Source organism: Streptomyces sp. NPDC054770, assembly GCF_053611985.1.
The window spans coordinates 79,980-100,534 of record NZ_JBSHBL010000014.1 but is presented as its reverse complement, the minus strand read 5'-3'; the positions used below and the strand labels follow the sequence as shown (position 1 = coordinate 100,534).

Genomic DNA, 20,555 nt, shown 5'->3' with positions numbered 1-20,555 from the left:
CATGAGCACTGACCAGATGTCGATCGGCGAGATGCTCGCCGCCACGGTCCCGATGGTGCGGACCCTCAACCTGGAGTACCTGGAGACCACTCCGGAGCGGGCCGTGCTGTCCCTGCCGGACCAGGGCGACTTCCACAACCACATCGGCGGCCCGCACGCGGGCGCGATGTTCACCCTCGCCGAGTCCGCGAGCGGCGCGATCGTGCTCGCCGCCTTCGGCGACCAGCTCTCCCGGGCCGTACCGCTCGCCGTCAGCGCCGAGATCGCCTACAAGAAGGTCGCCCTCGGCCCGGTCAGGGCCACCGCGACCCTGGGCCGTCCGATCGCCGACGTCGTCGCCGAACTCGACGAGGGCAAGCGCCCCGAGTTCCCGGTCACCGTCGCCATCACGCGCGAGGACGGCGCGGTCACCGGCGAGATGACCGTCGTGTGGACCCTGCGTCCCAACGGCTGACCGGCCTGACCGGCGCTGCCGGTCGGCGGTGCGGAACTTCGAAAGGGGGCGCGGGCCGCCGGGCCCGCACCCCCCTCCATCGGGGCCGCTCAGGCGGCGCGGCGCTCCTCGCGCCCGGCCCCGTCCTCCGCCAGGCCCGCCACGAACTCCTTGAGCCATGCCGTGAACTCGGGCCCCAGGTCCGGGCGTTCGCAGGCGAGCCGGACCACCGTGCGCAGGTAGTCGCCCTTGTCGCCGGTGTCGTAGCGCAGTCCGTCGAAGACGACGCCGTGGACCGTGCCGGCCGCGGCCAGGTCCTGCAACGCGTCCGTCAGCTGGATCTCGCCGCCCCGGCCGGGCGCGGTCCGCTCCAGGACGCCGAACACCTCGGGGTCGAGTACATAGCGGCCGATGACCGCGTAGTTGCTGGGCGCCCTCTCCGGAGACGGCTTCTCCACCAGGCCGGTCACCCTGACCACACCGCTCTCGCCGGTCGGCTCGACGGCGGCGCAGCCGTAGAGGTGGACCTGTGACGGGTCGACCTCCATCAGTGCGACGACACTGCCCCGATAGCGGTCGCGGACGTCGAGCATCTGGCTGAGCAGGGTCTCGCGGGCGTCGATCAGGTCGTCGCCGAGCAGTACCGCGAAGGGCTGGTCGCCCACGTGGTGCTTGGCGCACAGCACCGCGTGGCCGAGGCCGAGCGGGTCGCCCTGGCGGATGTGGTGGATGTCGGCGAGTCGCGCGGCATCGCGGACGGCGTCCAGGCGCACGGTGTCGCCCTTGGCGGCCAGCGCCTGCTCCAGCTCGAAGGCGTGGTCGAAGTGGTCCTCGATGGCCCGCTTGTGCCGGCCGGTGACCATGAGGATGTCGTCGAGCCCGGCATTGGCCGCCTCCTCGACGACGTACTGGATGGCCGGCTTGTCGACGACCGGCAGCATCTCCTTCGGCGTCGCCTTGGTGGCGGGCAGGAACCGGGTGCCGAGCCCGGCGGCCGGGACGACGGCCTTGCGGACCGGCCGGGAGGATGTGGGGGTGGGGGAGGAGTGGGGGGCGATCATGCGGCCCATGCTGACCCGCCGGGATGAGAGGGGCCCCGGAGAAACGTGGGAGGCGGCTGTGGAACTCCGCGTTCCGCCGCAGGTGACCAAGACCGTCCGGGAGTTGAAGATTTCGTGTGCCATCGGGTCCCCGGCGCACACAAGTTGAACCTGTGCGACCGCTGAATCCCGGCCAGCCATGGATACCGCCGGTAACTTATCTGAATTCCCGAGTCTTTGAACTTAGGTCACCCCAACTTCTTGTTTCCTGTGAGGCGTGTGTGCGAAGGTGAGCCACCCCGCGGGAGGGTCCGGAGATCGGTACGGCCAACAGGCCGGACGTTATGGACCCGAAAAGGTACGCACCAATCAGCACTGCATTCCGTCAGGGCGCCATTTCGCATGCCGTCCTGCGGCCCGGAAGGAAATGGTTCAGTGCAATCCCCCTACCCCCCACGCCCGCCTTACCCGCCTCGCCCCGGTTCGACCCCGGGGGAGTCCGACCGCAATCTGGTCGCCCAGCTCACCGGCACCCCCGCGGCCCGGCACCATGCCGTCGCCCTGCTGCTCGCCCGGCACTGGGGCGCCACCTGCGACTACGCCGTCGTCTGCCTCGCCGCCGCCACGCCCACCGCCCAGCTCGTCGCCAGTGCCGCCTTCGAACGGGTCCTCGGCCGGCTCGCCGGCGGCGCGGTGGGCGGCGCCCTGCGTCCGCAGCTCCTCGTGGCCGTACGGGAGACGGTCCGCGCCTGGGCCGCCGACGAAGCCATTTCGGTGGTCGCACCGGAACTGCGCAAGACCACCGGCGGCCGCGGACTGGGCGCCGCGAGACCCGGCACCCCGGAAAGACGGCAACTCGCGGAGCGCGCTTTCCAGGCCCTTCCGGGAGCCTCGCAATGCCTCCTCTGGCACTCCGAGGTCGAAGCCGAACCCATAAACATACCCGCTGGTCTGCTGGGTGTCGACACCGCAACCGCGACGGCCGCCCTCGACCAGGCCCGCGAACAATTCCGGATCGGATTGGTACGCGCCCACCGGGAACTCGCGCCTTCGAAGGAATGCCGCTTCTACAACCGGCTCCTCGACGTCCCCATTCGCCGGGGCGGCTCTCTGCTCCCCGATGTGCAACGGCATCTGACCGAGTGCCGCTACTGCCGGCACGCCGCCGAACAGCTCAGCCATTTCGACGGCGGCCTGGAGGTGCTGCTGGCCGAGACCGTGCTCGGCTGGGGCGCCCGCCGCTACCTCGACGCGCGGTCCGCCCGCGGCGCGCTCGTCGAGGCCTGGCCGGCCGGCGGCGAACCCGCACCCGCGGCGGTGCCCGCCGGACGGCACCGCATCGGGTCCGCGGGCGGACGGCGCAAGGCCGTGCTGGCCGGGGCCGGGCTGGTCTCGCTCGCCCTGCTCGCCACCGTGCTCGTCGCCAAGAGCTGGTCCGACGACAACGGTGTCCCGCACCCCGGCGCCACCACCTGGGGAGCCCCCAGCGGCGGCACCACCCGGCCCGGCCCCGCCGCGAAGTCGCCCTCCTCGGGCTCTCCGTCCCCGGCCTCCGTGGGCGAGCCCGTCGAGATCGCCCACGGCAGGCTGCGCGGCCTCGACGCCGGGCTCTGCGTCGACGTGCTCGGGGGCCGGCCGCGGGTGGGCGCGCAACTGCGGCTCGGCACGTGCTCGGACGCCGGGTCCCAGCAGTGGTCGTACCAGGACGACGGCATGCTGCGCAGCGCGCTCGACCCCACCCTCTGCCTCGCCGCCGACCCCGGCAGGCACAGTGTCGTGGTCGCCGGCTGCCTGGTGCACGCGGGGGAGGTGTCGTACGACCTGACGGTGCGCGGGGAACTCGTGCTGCGCTGGGACAGGGACCTCGCCCTGGCCGCGGACGGGACCCGGGTGGTGGTGGCCCGGCGCAGCGGGGCGGCCGGGCAGCGCTGGGAGCTGGAGCCGGGGGAGGGCGGAGTCGCGGTGACTCCGCGACCCGCGCGACCCGCGCCACCCGCGCCGAAGAAGGGCGAGTCGCCCGGGACGTCCGAGCCGCCGCCGCTACCGGTGGTTCCGCAGAACGATCCCGGCGAGCCGCAGCAGCCGTACGCCACCCGGGCCGCGCAGGTCGGAGCCCCTCGGGATCCCGTGCCCGGCACGCCGACCGCACCCCGCGAGCCCGTGGACCCGGTCTCCGAAGCGGTCGGCGACGTCCTGGACTCGGTACCGGCCACCGTGACGGACGCCGTGGGTTCCGTCCCGGACGTCGTGAGCGGAGTGGGCGGCCTGCTCGGCTGACGTCCGCACCGGGCCCCGCCTCGCCTCCGGGCCCGGCTGGACCGATGGTCTGCTACTGGTGCACACCAAGGCCAAGTACCGGCAGAAGCCGACGCGTTCCAGTTCGTCGAACCACCTGTCCCGTTGCGACTCGGGGAGCCTTCGCCCGCACCAGGGGCAGAACCCTGTGTGTCCGGGCACGCGAAGGGGGCGTCGTGCCGGTCGCAGGGCACAGGCCAAACGCGCGGAACCGACGGCTCTCCGGTCCTTTGCTTCAAGGGTTTACAAGAATTTTCCCCGCTGTGCGTTTCATTCGAAGCAATACGGTTGACGACAGGTTTTTGTCAGGATTGGGTGAGGGTTCGCGCGGATACGTTCGGCGCGGGTTTCCGGTGTGCCAGGATCGAGCCAGCGGACCGAAGTCATCCCGAATTTACAGAGCTCGGCGCGGTCGCACGCCGCGTTGCCTGGCGATGTGTGCCGGGTGAATGACCGGGGTGCTTTGACGGGCTTGTGGCGGTGTGCCGCCGGTGATCCGGGCGTCGAGCGGCGGTCGCGTCGAAGTGAATTGCTCGGATTTTCGGCTCTTGCGGTGAATTCCTCCCGATGGCCGAATCAATGCTACCCGTCGTGATGGGTCAGCTCCGTTATTGACCCGCGAGTAACGAACTCGCTAGTTTCCGGTGGCCTCACCCGAGCTTTCCGCCGCACACATCCCCCACCGTGCTGTCCTCCCGATTATTCGGAGCGCCATGACGTCCCCTGTGCGTGCCGTCGACCTGATCATCTGCATCACCCCTTTCGGAGAACCCGATGCCAGGCTCGCCACAGCGGTCTGTGCCGCCGGCGGACTCGGCGTCCTGGACCTGGGCCGCGGCGACCGACGAGCCCGGGAGGCGCTGGCCCGGCTGAGACGGGCGGCGCCGGGACCGTACGGCGTGCGGATCGCCGCCGGCTGCGCCCTCACCCCGGACGAGCTCACCCGGGACGACCCCGGCCCGGCCCCCGACATCGTGGTCAGGGCCGCCGACGCACCCTGGACCGTCTCCGAACTCGCCGCGCACACCCGCGTGTTGGCCGAGGTCACCGACCTGGCCGGGGCACGTGCGGCGGTCGCGGCCGGTGCGCACGGGCTGATCGCCCGGGGGGCTGAGAGCGGCGGCCGGGTCGGCGATCTCAGCACCTTCGTCCTCCTCCAACAGCTGCTCGCAGCAAGCGAGTTGGAGGTCCCCGTGTGGGCCGCCGGCGGCATCGGACCGCACACGGCGGCGGCCGCGGTGGCCGGCGGCGCGGCCGGGGTGGTCCTCGACAGCCAGCTGGCCCTGCTCGCCGAATCCCGGCTGCCCGAGGCGACGGCCGCCGCACTGCGCTCCCTGGACGGCTCCGAGACCGTCGTCGTGGCCGGTCACCGGATCCTGCACCGGCGCGGCCCGGACGCCGTGCGCCCGCCCGCCGACACCCCGGCCGCGGTCGCCGCACTCCTCGGCGCCGAGGACCCGCGCACCCAACTGCTCCCGGTCGGCCAGGACGGCTTCCTCGCCGCCCGGTTCGCCGAGCGGTGGGGCGATGTACGGCGGACCGTACGGGAGTTGACCGCCGCGATCCACGGGAACGGGACTGCCGCAGGCGCCGCGCTGCGGCCCGCCACCTCCGCCATGAGCCGGGCCCTCGGCACCCGGCTGCCCCTCGCCCAGGGCCCGATGACCCGGGTGAGCGACCGGGCCGCCTTCGCCGCGGCCGTCGCCGACGACGGGGCGCTGCCCTTCCTGGCGCTGGCCCTCGCCGACGGCGCCCGCACCCGGCAGATGCTGACCGAGGCCAAGGCCGCGCTCGACGGACGCCCCTGGGGTGTCGGCGTGCTGGGCTTCGCGCCCGAGGAACTCAGGAATGCCCAGCTCGAAGCGGTACGCGAGCTGCGGCCCAGCCACGCCATCGTCGCGGGCGGCCGGCCCGCCCAGGCGGAGGCACTGGAGCGGGCCGGGATCAGCACCTTCCTGCACGTGCCCTCGCCCGGGCTGCTGCGGCAGTTCCTGGAGGCCGGTGCCCGCAAGTTCGTGTTCGAGGGCTCCGAGTGCGGCGGCCATGTCGGACCGCGCGCGAGCTTCCCGCTCTGGGAGGCCCAGCTCGCCGTACTGGAGGACTTCCCGGACGCCGAGAACCTGGAGGTGTTCTTCGCGGGCGGCATCCACGACGAACGCTCGGCGGCCATGGTCGCCGCGCTCGCCGCGCCGCTCACCGCCCGGGGCGCGGCCGTCGGCCTGCTCATGGGCACCGCCTACCTCTTCACCGAGGAGGCAGTGGACCGCGGCGCGATCCAGCCCCTGTTCCAGCGCCAGGTCATGGCGGCCGCCTCGACCGCCCTGCTGGAGACCGCGCCCGGCCACGCCACCCGCTGCGTCCCCAGCCCGTTCACCTACAACTACCGCGAGCGTGAAGCGGAGTTGCGGGAGAGCGGGGTACCCGACCGGCGGGTGTGGGAGGAGCTGGAACGGCTCAACGTCGGACGGCTGCGGATCGCCAGCAAGGGCGTCGACCGGGTGGGCGACGGCGAGTTGACGCCCGTCAACGAGCAACGGCAGTTCTCCGACGGGATGTTCATGGCCGGAGAGGTCGCCGTGCTGCGCTCGGCGACCACCACCGTGGCCGCCCTGCACCACGCCGTGACCGACGGGGCCGCCGACTTCCTGGCCCGGCGGACGGCGGTGCCACAGCCGCCCGCACCGGCCGCCCCCGCACCGCTCGACATCGCGATCGTCGGCATGGCCTGCATGTTCCCGCAGGCGCCCGACCTCGCCGCGTTCTGGGCCAACGTGGTCGCCGGACACGACGCGGTCACCGAGGTGCCGGTGGAGCGCTGGGATCCGGCCGTGCACCACGCCGACGGCAGCACGACGTCCAAATGGGGCGGCTTCCTGCCGCCGATCCCCTTCGACCCGCTGGGCTACGGCATCCCGCCGGCCTCCCTCGGACACATCGAACCCGTCCAGCTGCTCGCCCTGGAGGCCGCCCGGCGCGCCCTGGACAACGCCGGATACGGCGAGCGGGGGCGGGAGTTCGACCGGTCGCGCACCTCCGTCGTGTTCGGCGCCGAGGCCGGCAGCGACCTCTCCAACGCGGCCACCCTGCGCGCCGTACTGCCCTCCTACTACGGCAAGGTGCCCGACGGTCTCGAGGACCAGCTGCCGCAGCTCACCGAGGACTCCTTCCCGGGCATGCTCGCCAACGTCATCTCCGGCCGGATCGCCAACCGGCTCGACCTCGGCGGCGCCAACTACACCGTCGACGCCGCCTGCGCCTCCTCGCTGGCCGCCGTCGACGTCGCCTGCAAGGAACTCACCGCCGGCACCAGCGACGTCGTGCTGTGCGGCGGCGCCGACCTGCACAACGGCATCAACGACTACGTCCTGTTCTCCTCGGTGCACGCCCTCTCCCCGACCGGCCGCTCCCGCGCCTTCGACGGCTCCGCCGACGGCATCGCGCTCGGCGAGGGCGTGGCCTGCGTCGTCCTCAAACGGCTGGCCGACGCCGAGCGCGACGGCGACCGGATCTACGGCGTGATCAAGGGCCTGGGCTCGTCCAGCGACGGCCGCTCCCTGGGCCTGACCGCCCCGCGCCCCGAGGGCCAGCGGGCCGCCCTGCAGCGGGCGTACCGCAGCGCCGGGATCTCCCCGGCACAGGTCGGCCTGGTCGAGGCGCACGGCACCGGGACCGTCGTCGGCGACCGCACCGAACTCACCATCCTCAGCGAGGTGTTCGCGGAAGCGGGCGCGGAGAACGGCGGTTGCGCGCTCGGGTCGGTCAAGTCCCAGATCGGGCACACCAAGTGCGCCGCGGGGCTCGCCGGGCTGATCAAGACCACCCTCGCCCTGCACACCGGCGTCAAGCCGCCCACCCTGCACCTAGACCACCCCAACCCGGCCTGGCGGGAGGACGGCAGCCCGTTCGCCTTCCACACCGAGGCCCGGCCCTGGGCCACCCCGCCCGCCGAACGGGTCGCCGGGGTCAGCGCGTTCGGGTTCGGCGGCACCAACTTCCATGTGGTGCTGGCCGCGTACGACAGCGCGGTACCGCCGGAACAGGGCCTGGACGCCTGGCCCGCCGAGCTGTTCGTGTTCCGGGGGCGGGACGAGCAGGCCGCCCACCGCGGCGTCGAGGAGATCCTGCGGGCCGCCGGGACCGGTTCCTGGCGGCTGCGCGACCTGGCGCTCGCCGCCGCCCGCCGCGCGGACGCCTCGCACGAGCCGGTACGGGCCGCGGTGGTCGCGACCGACGTGGCCGGGCTGACCGGACAACTGCGCCGCGTCCTCGCGGCGGAGCACGACCCGGCCGCCGGCATCCACCTGGCCGACCCGCTACCGGACGCCGACACCGACGCCCGCACCCGCGCCGACGCCGACGCCCGCGCCGACGCCGCCCCGGACACCGACGCCAAGGTCGCCTTCCTCTTCCCCGGCCAGGGCAGCCAGCGCCCCGGCATGCTCGCCGACGTCCTCATCGCCTTCCCCGAGCTCCAGCACTACCTCCAGCTCGGCCGCGGCCACGCCGACGCCCTCTACCCGCCCACCGCGTTCGACGACGACACCCGCGAGCGCCACCGGGCCGCCCTCACCGACACCCGGGCCGCCCAGCCCGCCCTCGGCATCACCGGCCTCGCCGCGCACGCCTTCCTGACGGCGGCCGGGGTCCGCCCCGACATGGCCGCCGGACACAGCTACGGCGAACTCGTCGCCCTCAGCGCGGCCGGCGCCCTCACCCCCGAGACCCTCCTGGACCTGAGCGCCGCACGCGCTGCCGCGATCCTGGCCGCCGCGGGCGACGAACCCGGCACCATGGCCGCCGTGTCCGCCGGAGCGGACGACGTCGAGCGCGCGCTGCGGACGGCCGGAGCCCCGGACTCCGTGGTCGTGGCCAACCACAACTCGCCCCGGCAGACGGTCATCTCCGGCCCGACCGGCGAAGTGACCGAAACCGTAAAGCTGTTGCGCGAGGCGGGCCTCGGCGCCAAACGGATCCCGGTGGCCTGCGCCTTCCACAGCCCGGTCGTGGCCGGCGCGGGCGACCGGTTCGCGGAAGTCCTCGCGGACACGGCCGTACGAGCACCCGAGTTCCCGGTGTGGTCCAACCGCACGGCGGCCCCCTACCGGCCCGACGCCGACGCCGTACGCGCCGAACTCGCCGCCCAGATCGGCTCACCCGTCGCCTTCGCCGCCCAGATCGAGGCGATGTACGAGGCCGGGGCCCGCGTCTTCGTGGAGGCCGGGCCCGGAACTGTCCTCACCCGGCTCGTCGGGCAGATCCTCGGCGACCGCCCGCACACCACCGTGGCCTGCGAGCCGCGGGCCGGCAGCGGACTGCGCGGCTGGCTCGACGCGCTCGCCCACCTGGCCGTGGCCGGTGCCCCGGTACGCACCGCCTGGCTGCTGCGCGGCCGGGACGCCGTGGACGCGATCCGGACCCCGGCGCCCAAGCGGCCCGGCTGGACGGTCGACGGACAGCTTGTGCGCACCGCCGCCGGAGACCTCCTGCCCGGTGCCCTCGCACCGGCCCGACGAGTCGTGGAGACGACGACTGTGACGACGAACCAGCCGCACGGAGCCCCGGCCGACCGGGACGCGCTGATCTCCGAGTTCCTGCGCACCAGCAGGGAGATGGTCGCCGCCCAGCGCGATGTGCTGCTCACCTATTTCGGGGCGACCCAGGTGCAGGTACCGGCCGCGCCGGTGCTCCAGCAGCTGCCGTCCGCCGAAGTGGTCGTGGCGCAGCCGCAGTCGGCGGAGCCCGCACCCGCCCCCGCGGTCGAGCCCGAGGCCGGGCCCGCTGCGGCGGCCGACGTCGAGCGGGTCGTCCTGGAGATCATCAGCGAGCGCACCGGCTACCCCGTCGACATGATCGAGCCCGACCTCGACCTGGAGGCGGACCTGAGCATCGACTCCATCAAGCGGGCCGAGATCGCGGGGGAGCTGGCCAAGCGGCTCGGCATCGCGGGCGGCGCGGAGACCCTGGACGACGCCGAACTGGAGGAGCTGGCGAAGGCCCGCACGGCGGCCGCGGTGACGGGGTGGCTGAAGGCGCGGGTGGACGAGGGCGGCTCCGCCGGGCAGGCCGCGGTCCCGGCGGTCGCGGAGCCCGTGGGCGGGAGCGGTTCCGGGGCGGCTTCGCGTCCCACGGTCGCCGAACCGGCCGACGGGGCCGGTACCGACCCGGTTTCCGGTCCCGGGGCCGGTGCTGAGCCCCTCACCGGGGTGGCCCCCAAGCGCTTCGCCCTGCGGCCCGTCGCCCTGGCCCAGCCGGACCCGGAGGCCGATCCCGCGGCGCTGCTCACCGGCAAACGGTTCATGCTGCTCGGGGCGGAGACCGGCCCGGCCGCCGACCGGGTCGCGGCGCGGCTCGCCGGGTACGGGGCCGAGGTCGTGACCGAGGCGGCCGACCGGCTGCTCGGCGCGGCGGACGGCACCGTGGACGGGGTGCTGTATCTGGGCGGCCTGCCCGGGGCCGCCGAGGCCCCGGTCCTGCCGGACGCCTACCCGGTGCTGCGCGCGGCCCTCGCCCGCGGCCCGCGCTGGCTGCTGGCCGTCCACCCCGCCGACGGCGCGGACGCGGCCCGCTCGGCCGGGCTGCACGGGCTGTTCCGTACCGTGGCCCGGGAGTACCCGGACACCGTCGCCCGGGTCGTGACCCTCGGGGACACCGCACCGGAGGCGGTCGCCGACGCGCTGCTCGCCGAACTGCTCGCGCCCGAACCGGCTCCGGTCGTGCTCCGCACGGCCGCCGGCCGCCAGGGTCTCGAACTGGTCGAGGTACCGCCCGGCGCGCTCGCCGGCACCGGGGCCGGACCGGCCGGGGAGGGGGCCGCCGAGGCCGCCGCCCTCGGCCTCGACCGGGACTCGGTGGTGCTGCTGGTCGGCGGGGCCCGGGGCATCACCGCGAAGTTCGCGGCCGGCCTCGCCGCCGCCTGCCGCTGCCGGATCGAACTGCTCGGCCGCACCCCCGCACCCACCGGCCCGGAGAGTCCGGACACCGCCGCCGCCCGCACCCCGGCCGGACTCCGCACCGCCCTCGCCGCCCGGGGCGGCCTGAAGCCCGCCGAGATCAACCGCGAGGCCGAACTGATCCTGGCCCAGCGGGAGATCACCGCCACCCTGGACGAACTCGGTGCGCTCGGCAGCGAGGCGCGCTACCGCGCCGTCGACTTCCGCGACCGCGACGCCGCACTCCAGGCCGTCAAGGAGATCCACGCCGACCACGGCCGCCTGGACGGGGTCGTGTTCGCGGCCGGGGTGATCGAGGACCGGCTGATCGCCGAGAAGACCCCGGAGTCCTTCCAGCGGGTGTACGGGACGAAGACGGCCGGCGCGGCCACCCTGCTCGCCGCCCTTGAGGAACTGCCCAACGGGCCCGGTTTCGCGGTGCTGTTCGGCAGCATCTCGGCCGTCCTCGGTAACCGCGGCCAGGCCGACTACGCTGCCGCCAACGACGCCCTGGAGAGCCTCGGCGCCGGCTGGGCGGAGCGCACCGGGAACCGCGCGCTGACCGTGCACTGGGGGCCGTGGGCGCCCGTCGGCGGCCACACCGGCATGGTCAGCCCGGAACTCGGGCGCGAGTACGCACGGCGCGGCATCGAGCTGATCGACCCCGACGAAGGCACCGCCGCCCTGCTGCGGGAGCTCGCCTGGGGCGAGGAGTCCGTGCGGGCCGTCGTCTACACCGCCTCGGGCTGGTGACATGACCGACGACCGCCGGACACCGGTCGCGATCGTGGGCATGGCGGTGCTGCTCCCCGGCGCCGCGGGCCTCGACGCCTACTGGAGAAACCTGCGCGACGGCGTGGACGCGATCGGCGAGGTGCCCGAAGGACGCTGGGACGCGGACTACTACCGGCCGGGCTCGGCCACCGGGCCCGCCGTCCCCGACCAGGTGTACTGCCGGCGCGGCGGCTTCGTGGACGGACTGGCCGAGGTGGAGGTCACCCGGTACGGGATCATGCCGAACTCCGTGTCCGGCACCGAACCCGACCAGCTGATCGCCCTCGACGTGGCCGCCGCCGCGATCGCCGACGCGGGCGGCGAGGACCGGCTGCCCGACCGGCACCGGATCGGCGTGGTCCTGGGCCGGGGCGGCTACCTCACCCCCGGCCTGGTCCGGCTGGACCAGCGGGTCCGGACGGCGGGGCAACTCGTGCGCACCCTGGGCGAGTTGGTGCCCGACCTCACGCCCGGCCAACTCGCCCGGGTACGCGAGGCGTTCACCGACCGGCTCGGCCCCGCCAGTCCCGAGTCCGCGATCGGCCTGGTGCCCAACCTCGCCGCCTCCAGGATCGCCAACCGCCTCGACCTGCGCGGCCCCGCCTACACCGTGGACGCGGCCTGCGCCTCCTCCCTGGTCGCCGTCGACCAGGCCGTCACCGAGCTCACCGCCGGGCGCTGCGACCTGATGCTCGCCGGGGGAGTGCACCACTGCCACGACATCACCCTGTGGAGCGTCTTCTCCCAGCTGCGCGCGCTCTCCCCGAGCGAGCGCATCCGCCCCTTCCACCGCGACGCCGACGGCATCCTCATCGGCGAGGGCACCGGAGTCGTCGTCCTCAAGCGCCTCGCGGACGCCGAACGCGACGGCGACCGCGTCTACGCCGTGATCCGCGGCACCGGCGTGGCCAGCGACGGCCGTACCGCCGGACTCGTCAACCCCGACCCCGGCGGCCAGACCCACGCCGTCCGCCAGGCCTGGCGGGCCGCCGGCCTCGACCCCGCCGCACCGCACTCCGTCGGCCTCCTGGAGGCGCACGGCACCGCCACCCCGGCCGGTGACGCGGCCGAACTGACCACGCTGGCCGAGGTCTTCGGACCCGGCGGACCCGGCGGACCCAGCGGGCGCAGCGACGACCGGAGCGGCGAACGGGCCGTGCTGGGCTCGGTGAAGTCGATGATCGGCCACACCATGCCGGCCGCCGGAGTCGCCGGGCTGGTCAAGGCCGCCCTCGCGCTGCACCACGCCACCCTGCTGCCCACACTGCACTGCGACGACCCGCACCCGGCGCTCGCCGCCACCCGCTTCCGCACCCTGGACCGGGCCGCGCCCTGGGAGACCGCTCCCGGACAGCCGGTCCGCAGAGCCGGCGTGAACGCCTTCGGGTTCGGCGGGATCAACGCGCACGTGGTGCTGGAGGAGGCCCCCGGCAACCGCGCCGCCGCCGTCGGCCGCCGAAGCGCAGCAGTCACCGCACCCCACGTCACCGAGGTCACCGAACCCGAGCGCATCCTCCTGCTCGCCGCCGACACCCCCGAACAGCTGGCCGCCGTCCTGGCCGCCGACGACTCCGCCGTCCTCGCCGCCGGTCTCGCCCCCGAGGAGACCCACCCGCAGGCCGGCCCCGCCCGGCTCGGCATCGTCGACCCCACCGCCAAACGCCTCGCCCTCGCGCGGCGCGCGGTCGGCAAGGGCCGCGCCTGGCCGGGCCGCAACGACGTGTGGTTCCGGCCCGCCGCGCTGCTGCCGACCGGCAGACTGGCCTTCGTCTTCCCCGGCCTGGAAGGCGAGTTCACTCCCCGCGTCGACGACATCGCCGCGCATTTCGGCCTCCCCACCGTCCCCGGCCCGGTCACGGACGCCGTGCGGGTGGGGGACGTGGGCCGTCATGGGTTCGGTGTCGTCGGCGTGGGGCGGCTGCTGGACTCGGCGCTGCGCCGGATGGGCGTGGTGCCGGACGCGGTCGCCGGGCACAGCGTCGGCGAGTGGACGGCGATGGCGGCCGCCGGGCTCTACTCGGGTGACCAAGTGGACGCGTTCATGGCCGAGTTCGACCCGGACGCGGTCACCGTCCCGGGCCTCGCGTTCGCCGCGGTCGGCGCCTCCGCCGACCGGGTCCGCGCCGCACTCCACGAGGACTGGGCGGACGCCGGGATCGTGCTCTCGCACGACAACGCGCCGAACCAGTCGATGGTCTGCGGCCCGGACCGGGCCGTGGCGGACTTCGTCCGTGCCTTCCGTGCCGACGGCGTGCTGTGCCAGGTGCTGCCGTTCCGGTCCGGGTTCCACACCCCGATGCTGGAGCCGTACCTGGCCCCCATCAAGGAGGCCGCCGAACGCTTCCGGCTGCACCGGCCGACGGTCCCGGTCTGGTCCGGCACCACCGCGGCCCCCTTCCCGGCGGCCGAGGCGGAGGTACGCGAGCTGTTCGTCCGGCACCTGCTGGAGCCGGTCCGGTTCCGGCAGCTGGTCGAGGCCATGTACGCCGCCGGGCACCGGGTCTTCGTCCAGACCGGCCCCGGCCGGCTGGCCTCCCTGATCGCCGACACCCTCGCCGACCGCGACCACCTCGCCGTCGCCGCCAACTCCCCGCACCACTCAGGACTGGCCCAACTCCGGCGCGTGGCAACGGCGTTGTGGACGGCCGGCGCCTCCGTCGCCCCGGCGGTGCCGAGGACGGGCGGTGCGGCCACGCCCGCACGGCAGCTGCCGCCCGTCCGGCTCGATCTGGGCGGCGCCCTGGTGTCGCTGGACGGCCCGGAACTGCCCGAACTCCGCACGGCGTTGGGCAGTGGCAGGCGGACGCCCATCGGGCCGTCCCCGCTGGACGACCTGGCCGCCCGCATCCCGGCCGCCGCCGAACTCGACGCGCTGCTGCGGGAGACGGCCGACACGGCAGCGGCCGTCCTCACCGCGATCCGCACCCCGTCCGGCACCACGACCCCCGTCACCGCCCGGGCCCTGCCCCGCATCCCGGCCCCCAGTGCACCCCAGCCCACCGCACCCCGGCCCGCAACACCCGAGCCGCCGCCCCCCACCTCCCGCACCACCATCCTCCAGGTGTCCCCCGAGGCGATGCCCCACCTCCTCGACCACTGCTTCTTCCCACAGCGCCCCGGCTGGCCCGACACCGAGGACCGCTGGCCGGTGGTCCCCGCCACCACGATCGTCCAGCACATGATGGACGCCGCCGAGGACACCACCGGACTGCGTGCGGTCGCCGTGCACGGAGCCCGCTTCGACCGCTGGCTCACCGCCACACCCCCCGTCGAGGTCCCGGTCACCGTCACCCCCGGGGAGCCCGGCCGCGTCTCGGTCACCTTCGGCCCCACCGCCCGCGCGGTGATCGAACTCGCCCCCCACCACTCCGCACCCCCCGCCGCCCCCGCACACCCCCCGACCCCCGAACGCGGCCCCGACCACACCGCCGCCCAGCTCTACTCCGAGCGCTGGATGTTCCACGGCCCGGCGTTCCAGGGCGTCACCGAGCTCACCGCGATCGGCGACCGGCACGTCCGCGGCACGATCACCACGCCCACCGCCCCGGGCGCGCTGCTCGACAACGTCGGTCAGATCCTCGGCTACTGGATCATGGCCACCCGCACCGAGCGGACCGTCGTCTTCCCGGTGCAGATGCGGGAGATGCGCTTTTACGGCCCGCACCCCGCCCCCGGCACCGAGGTCGGCTGCCTGGTGCGGATCACCTCGCTCACCGACACCGTCCTGGAGGCGGACGTGGAGCTGACCGTCGGCGACCGGGTCTGGGCCCGGATCGACGGCTGGCAGGACCGCCGCTTCGACAACGACCCGCACACCCGCCCCGTCGAGCGCTTCCCGGAACGCAACACCCTCTCCGAAGCCCGGCCCGGCGGCTGGACCCTGCTCCACGAACGCTGGCCGGACCTGGCCTCCCGCGAACTGATCATGCGCAACTCCCTCGGCGGAGCGGAACGTTCGGAGTACGCAGCGCGCCCGCCGCGCGGCCGCCGGCAGTGGCTGCTGGGCCGGATCGCCGCCAAGGACGCGGTACGGCAGTGGCTCTGGCAGCACGGCGAGGGCCCGGTCTTCCCGGCCGAACTCCGGTTCCAGAACGACGAGTTGGGCCGCCCGTACGTGGTCGGCGTGCACGGCCGCACGCTGCCCGCGCTGGACGTCTCCCTCGCCCACCGGGCCGAGGCGGCGGTGGCGATCGTACGGCCGCACACCCCCGGACCCGGTCCGGGCATCGACCTCGAAGAGGTCACCGAACGCGACCCGGCCGCCCTGCAGGCCGCGCTCGGCGCGGACGAACTCCGGCTGCTGCACGACCTTTCCGCCGACGGCGCGGACGGAGCGGACGGCGCAGGCCGAGCAGCCAGCTCCCGGTCCCTGTGGTTCACCCGGTTCTGGGCCGCCAAGGAAGCCGTCGCCAAGGCGGAGGGCACCGGATTCGACGGCCGGCCACGGGACTTCACCGTCCTGGAAGCGGCCCCCGACGGCAGCCGGCTGCTGGTCTCGGGCCGGCTGGAACGCGCCTACCCGGTGCGCTGCGCGCCGGTCCGCAATCCCCCCGCACTGCCGGACCGCGACTACGTCGTGGCCTGGACCACCGGACCGGCAGCCGCAGACCCCGAGGAGGACCCGCGATGAATCCCATCGAGCCCGAAGTCCGCGCCGACGAGGAGGCGGTCCTCGCCGACCTCGCGCGGATGCTCCGCACCCTCCTGGAGGAGTACGGCGACGACGACGCCGAGATCGGCATGAGCACCACCTTCAACCGCGACCTGGAGCTGGAGAGCATCGACCTGGTCACCCTGGCCGGGCTCCTGGAGGAGCGGTACGGGAAGCGGGTCAACTTCGCCGAGTTCCTGGCCGGGATGGAGTTCGACGAGATCATCGGGCTGACCGTCGGCCGGCTCGTCGAGTACGTGGTGTGGAGCCTGAAGGCCACGGAGGCGGGCTGAGCCATGGCGATGGTCGACACCGGGGACATCCGGCTGCACGTACAGAGAATGGGCCCGGCGGAGGGCCGTACCCCCCTCGCCACCGTGGTCCTCGTCCACGGGCTGCTCACCGACAGCCTGGCCAGCTACTACTTCACCGTGGCCCCCGCCTTCGCGGCCTCCGGTCTCGACGTGGTCATGTACGACCTGCGCGGTCACGGCCGCAGCGCCCGCCCGGCCGGCGGCTACACCCTCGACCACAACATCGACGACCTGGAGGCCCTGCTCGACCGGCTGTCGGTCACCGGCCCGGTGCACCTCGTCGGCAACTCCTACGGCGGCACCATCGCCTTCGGCTACGCGGCCCGCCACCCCGAGCGCACCGCCAGCCTGACCCTCATCGAGTCCGAGCCGGCGACCGCCGCCTGGGCCGCGAAGATCGGCGGCATCCTGCACCGGGTGGTCACCGAACTCGCCCACAACGAGTCGGACGCGATCGCCTGGATCACCGCCAACCGCAGCCACAACACCGCCCGCCTGGCCAAGGGCGCGGCCCGGCTCGCCCGCGAGACCAGCCTCGGCCGGGACATCCCGGCCAGCCGGGTCCTGACCGAGGACCAGATCAGCGCCGTACGCTGCCCGGTCCTCGGGGTGTACGGCGGTGACTCCGACCTGGTCGCGGTGGTCCCGCTGAAGGAGGCCCTGCTGGCGGACTACCGGTCGGTGGTGCTGCCCGGACACGAACACTCGGTGCTGGTCGAGGCGGCCGGCACGGTCGGCGGACACATCCTGGAGCTGATCCACACGGTCGGCGGGGCACGAGCGGCCGGGGTCCGGTGAGCGGCTTCCTGTTCGTCGTACCTCCCCTGGTCGGGCACATCAACCCGGCCGTCGGGGTGGCGGCCGAACTCACCGCGCGCGGGCACCGGGTGGCCTGGGTCTGCGCGGACGCCGGACTGGTGCGCCGGCTGGCGGGACCGCGGGCGCGGGTGTTCCCGTGCGCGGGGACCGCCGAGGGGGAGCGGCCCGCCGACCTGCGCGGCGCGGAGGCGCTGAAGTTCCTCTGGGAGTGGTTCCTGGTGCCCCTGGCGGACGCCATGGCGCCCGGCGTACGGGCGGCCGTCGACGACTTCCGCCCCGATGTGGTGGTCGCCGACCAACAGGCCTTCGCCGGCGCCCTGGTGGCCGAGCGGCTGGGCCTGCCCTGGGCGACCTCCGCGACCACCTCGGCCGAGTTCGGCGGCGCCTACGACGGCATCCCCAAGGTCGCCGAGTGGCTCCGGGACCGCCTCGCGGAACTACGGGACCGCATCGGCGACCCGGCGGGCACCGCCGACCCGCGCTTCTCGCCCCGGCTCACCCTCGCCTTCACCACCCCCGAACTGGCGGGCCCCACCGACCGGCCGGCGGTCCGCTACGTGGGCCCCTCGATCACCGAGCGCCCGGTCACCGACGGCTTCCCCTGGGAGTGGCTGGACCCGAGCCGGGAACGGGTCCTCATCTCCCTCGGCACCGCCAACGCGGACGTGGGCGGCCGGTTCCTCGCCGAGTGCGTGGCCGCCGTACGCGAACGGGCCCACCAGGTGCAGGCGTTGGTGGCCGACCCCGGCGCCACCCTGCCTCCGGCGGCCGACGACAAGGACCTGCTGATCCTGCCCTCCCTGCCCCAACTCCCGCTCCTGGAAAGGGTCGACGCGGTCGTCTGCCATGCCGGGCACAACACGGTGTGCGAGGCACTGTGGCACGGCGTTCCGCTGGTCGTCGCCCCCATCCGCGACGACCAGCCGGTGATCGCCGGGCAGGTCGTCGACGCCGGCGCGGGCATCCGGGTCAGGTTCGGCCGGGTCACCGCCGCGCGGCTGGGCGAGGCCCTCGACACCGTCCTGTACGAGCCCGGCCCGCGCACGGCGGCCGCCAGGATCCGCACCGCGTTCCGCGCGGCCGGCGGCGCGCCGGCCGCCGCGACCCACCTGGAACGCCTCGCAGCCGACCCGCACGCAAGGAGAACCGATGAGCAAGCAGAGTGAGATCGAGGCGCTGCGCTCCGCCTATCAGAAGGACCTCGCCGAGGGCACCGACCGCTTCTTCGAACCCCCGCGCAGCACCTGCCCCTGGTGCGGCTCCGACCGGCTGACCACCCGGTTGCGCACCACCGACCTGCTCCAGCACAAGCCCGGCGCCTTCGCCCTCGACCGCTGCCAGGAGTGCGGACACACCTTCCAGAACCCGCGCCTGAACGAGACCGGCCTGGAGTTCTACTACCGCGACTTCTACGACGGCCTCGGCGAGCAGAAGATGAGCGGCACCTTCGGCGGCCGCACCAAGATGTACCAGGGCCGCGCCCGGTCCATGGTCCCGCACGACCCGACCCCGAAGAACTGGCTCGACGTCGGCACCGGCCACGGCCACTTCTGCGAGGCCGCCCGCGAGGTCCTGCCCGGCACCGCCTTCGACGGCCTCGACTTCACCGACGGCGTCGAACTCGCCGCCCGCGAGGGCCGCGTCGAGCACGCCTACCACGGCGCCTTCCCCGACCTGGCCCCCGAGCTCGCCGCGCGCTACGACGTGGTCAGCATGTTCCACTACCTGGAACACAGCACCGACCCCGACCGCGAACTGCGCGCCGCCCACGAGACGGTACGCCCCGGCGGCCACCTCCTCATCGAGGTCCCCGACCCGGAGAGCCGCTACGCCCGCCTCCTGGGCCGCTGGTGGCTGCCCTGGCTGCAGCCGCAGCACCTGCACTTCATCCCGGTCGCCAACCTCCGCGCCCGCCTCACCGACCTGGGCTTCACGGTCGTCGCCGAGCAGCACGCCGAGGCCCACGACCCCGTCGACCTGCTGGCCGCCGTCTGGCTCGCCCTGGACCACACCGCCCCGCGCGAGGACGCCCCCTGGCTGCCGACACCGCCCGGCGCCCTCCAGAAGACCCTCCGCGCCGCCCTGCTCATCGCGGGCATCCCGGCCCTGATCGCCGGCACCCTCCTGGACCGCTTCGCCGTACGCCCGCTCTCGCACCGCCTGCGCGTCTCCAACGCCTACCGGATCGTGGCCCGCCGCGACTGAGGACGGCTCACAGCACCTTCGCGCGGATCATCGCCGACAGCACCAGGGCGCCCGGCAGCAGCGGCAACCAGTCGGTCAGGACGCGGTAGCCGATCACGGTCGCGGTGGCCACGGCCAGCGGGGAGCCGAACGCGGCCAGCGTGAACACCAGCGCCGCGTCCACCGCGACCCCGCCGGGCACCGGCACGGCACCTCCGGCCGTGCCCGCCGCCAGATACGCGAGGGTCACCTCCGGCCACGACAGCCCGAGCCCGAGCGCCTCCCCGGTGCAGGCCAGCACGCTCGCCTGCACCAGCGGCATCGCCGTGGCCCCGCCCCACAGGGCCAGCACCCGGGACGGCCGCGCATGCACCGCCCGGGCATCGGTGAGCGCACACCGCACCAGCCCCGTCACCGGCCGCCGCAGCGGTCGTACGACGGCCATCGCCGTGCCCGCCAGGGCGAGGCCGGCGGCGACCGGGATCAGCACCACGCCGTCCGGCACCAGCTCGCCCAGCCGCCGCCACGCGGACGAGGACAGCAGGAACCCGATCAGCACGACCGTCTTGGCGCCCGACTTGGCCACCGAGTACAGCGCGATCGAGGAGGTGGCCCGCTCCAGGGGGACGCCCCGGGTGCGCAGGAAACGCACGGTGACGGCGTGCGCGCCGAGTCCGGCGGGCAGCGCGTGGTTGGCGGCCCCGGCGGCGAACTGCGAGGCCAGCAGCAGCCCCGGCGGCAGCCGTTCGGGTACCGCGCCCTGCCGCATGCAGGCGGCCACCACCCAGGTCAGGCAGGTGCAGGCGGCTCCGGCCAGCAGCCAGGCCGGTTCGGCGCGGGCGAGCCGGGTGACGCCCTCGTACAGCAGGGACTGGTTGGCCAGCCCCCAGACCGCGGCGACGAGCAGCGGGGACAGGCACAGGGCGAGCCGGAGCGGCCGGCCCGCCGTCGAGGGCGACGGCAGCGGACGCACGGGCGGCGCGTCGGAGCGGAGCGAGGACAGAGAGGACACGGGGACGTTGTCCTTCCACGGCGGGCCTGCGGTGGGGCGCCGCAGGCAAGCGGAGACGCCGGGAGCCTTCCCATCCCGAATGACCCCCGGATGTCCGAAAACCG

General features: G+C 74.4%; 10 protein-coding genes and 1 pseudogene. 8 read left to right on the top strand and 3 right to left on the bottom strand.

Annotated elements, in window-relative coordinates; all coding sequences use genetic code 11:
• The first annotated feature begins 16 nt into the window (after positions 1-16).
• Positions 17-454, top strand: a complete 438-nt coding sequence (locus ACWGKQ_RS15520; RefSeq protein WP_453292498.1) for a DUF4442 domain-containing protein — start codon at positions 17-19, stop codon at positions 452-454.
• An 89-nt stretch (positions 455-543) separates the two neighbouring features.
• On the opposite strand, the gene galU is transcribed toward ACWGKQ_RS15520, so the two are convergent.
• Positions 544-1,494 carry a UTP--glucose-1-phosphate uridylyltransferase GalU gene (gene galU, locus ACWGKQ_RS15515; protein WP_453292436.1) on the bottom strand — a complete coding sequence of 317 codons (951 nt, stop codon included), beginning with the start codon at positions 1,492-1,494 and terminating at the stop codon, positions 544-546.
• A gap of 414 nt (positions 1,495-1,908) precedes the next feature.
• Here galU and ACWGKQ_RS15510 point away from each other — a divergent pair, with 414 nt between their 5' ends.
• Positions 1,909-3,750, top strand: a complete 1,842-nt coding sequence (locus ACWGKQ_RS15510) for an RICIN domain-containing protein (protein ID WP_453292435.1) — start codon at positions 1,909-1,911, stop codon at positions 3,748-3,750.
• A 120-nt stretch (positions 3,751-3,870) separates the two neighbouring features.
• Here the strand turns inward: ACWGKQ_RS15510 and ACWGKQ_RS15505 are convergent.
• Positions 3,871-3,930 (bottom strand): annotated as a pseudogene (locus ACWGKQ_RS15505) (hypothetical protein); the annotation flags it as partial.
• Between the two features lie 551 nt (positions 3,931-4,481).
• Between ACWGKQ_RS15505 and ACWGKQ_RS15500 the strand changes: the two are divergent.
• Genes ACWGKQ_RS15500 through ACWGKQ_RS15475 form a run of 6 tightly spaced genes read left to right on the top strand, consistent with a single transcriptional unit; the run spans position 4,482 to position 19,460 of the window.
• Complete coding sequence (locus tag ACWGKQ_RS15500) at positions 4,482-11,450, top strand: SDR family NAD(P)-dependent oxidoreductase (protein WP_453292434.1); 6,969 nt, start codon at positions 4,482-4,484, stop codon at positions 11,448-11,450.
• Position 11,451: 1 nt separating this feature from the next.
• Entirely contained in the window at positions 11,452-16,101 is a 4,650-nt protein-coding gene (locus ACWGKQ_RS15495; protein WP_453292433.1) for a beta-ketoacyl synthase N-terminal-like domain-containing protein, read from the top strand.
• Complete coding sequence (locus tag ACWGKQ_RS15490; protein ID WP_453292432.1) at positions 16,098-16,415, top strand: acyl carrier protein; 318 nt, start codon at positions 16,098-16,100, stop codon at positions 16,413-16,415. Before ACWGKQ_RS15495 ends, ACWGKQ_RS15490 begins: the two co-directional genes overlap by 4 nt.
• Positions 16,416-16,418: 3 nt before the next feature.
• Positions 16,419-17,234: an alpha/beta fold hydrolase gene (locus ACWGKQ_RS15485; RefSeq protein WP_453292431.1), complete on the top strand. Its 816-nt coding sequence runs from the start codon at positions 16,419-16,421 to the stop codon at positions 17,232-17,234.
• Positions 17,231-18,421 (top strand): glycosyltransferase, encoded by a 1,191-nt coding sequence (locus ACWGKQ_RS15480; protein WP_453292430.1) that lies wholly within the window; start codon positions 17,231-17,233, stop codon positions 18,419-18,421. The genes ACWGKQ_RS15485 and ACWGKQ_RS15480 overlap by 4 nt, the downstream gene beginning before the upstream one ends.
• A complete protein-coding gene (locus ACWGKQ_RS15475) occupies positions 18,405-19,460 on the top strand; it encodes a class I SAM-dependent methyltransferase (protein ID WP_453292429.1) in 1,056 nt (351 codons plus the stop codon). Before ACWGKQ_RS15480 ends, ACWGKQ_RS15475 begins: the two co-directional genes overlap by 17 nt.
• A gap of 7 nt (positions 19,461-19,467) precedes the next feature.
• Here the strand turns inward: ACWGKQ_RS15475 and ACWGKQ_RS15470 are convergent, their stop codons facing one another.
• Positions 19,468-20,451, bottom strand: a complete 984-nt coding sequence (locus ACWGKQ_RS15470) for a lysylphosphatidylglycerol synthase transmembrane domain-containing protein (RefSeq protein ID WP_453292428.1) — start codon at positions 20,449-20,451, stop codon at positions 19,468-19,470.
• Positions 20,452-20,555: the final 104 nt, after the last annotated feature.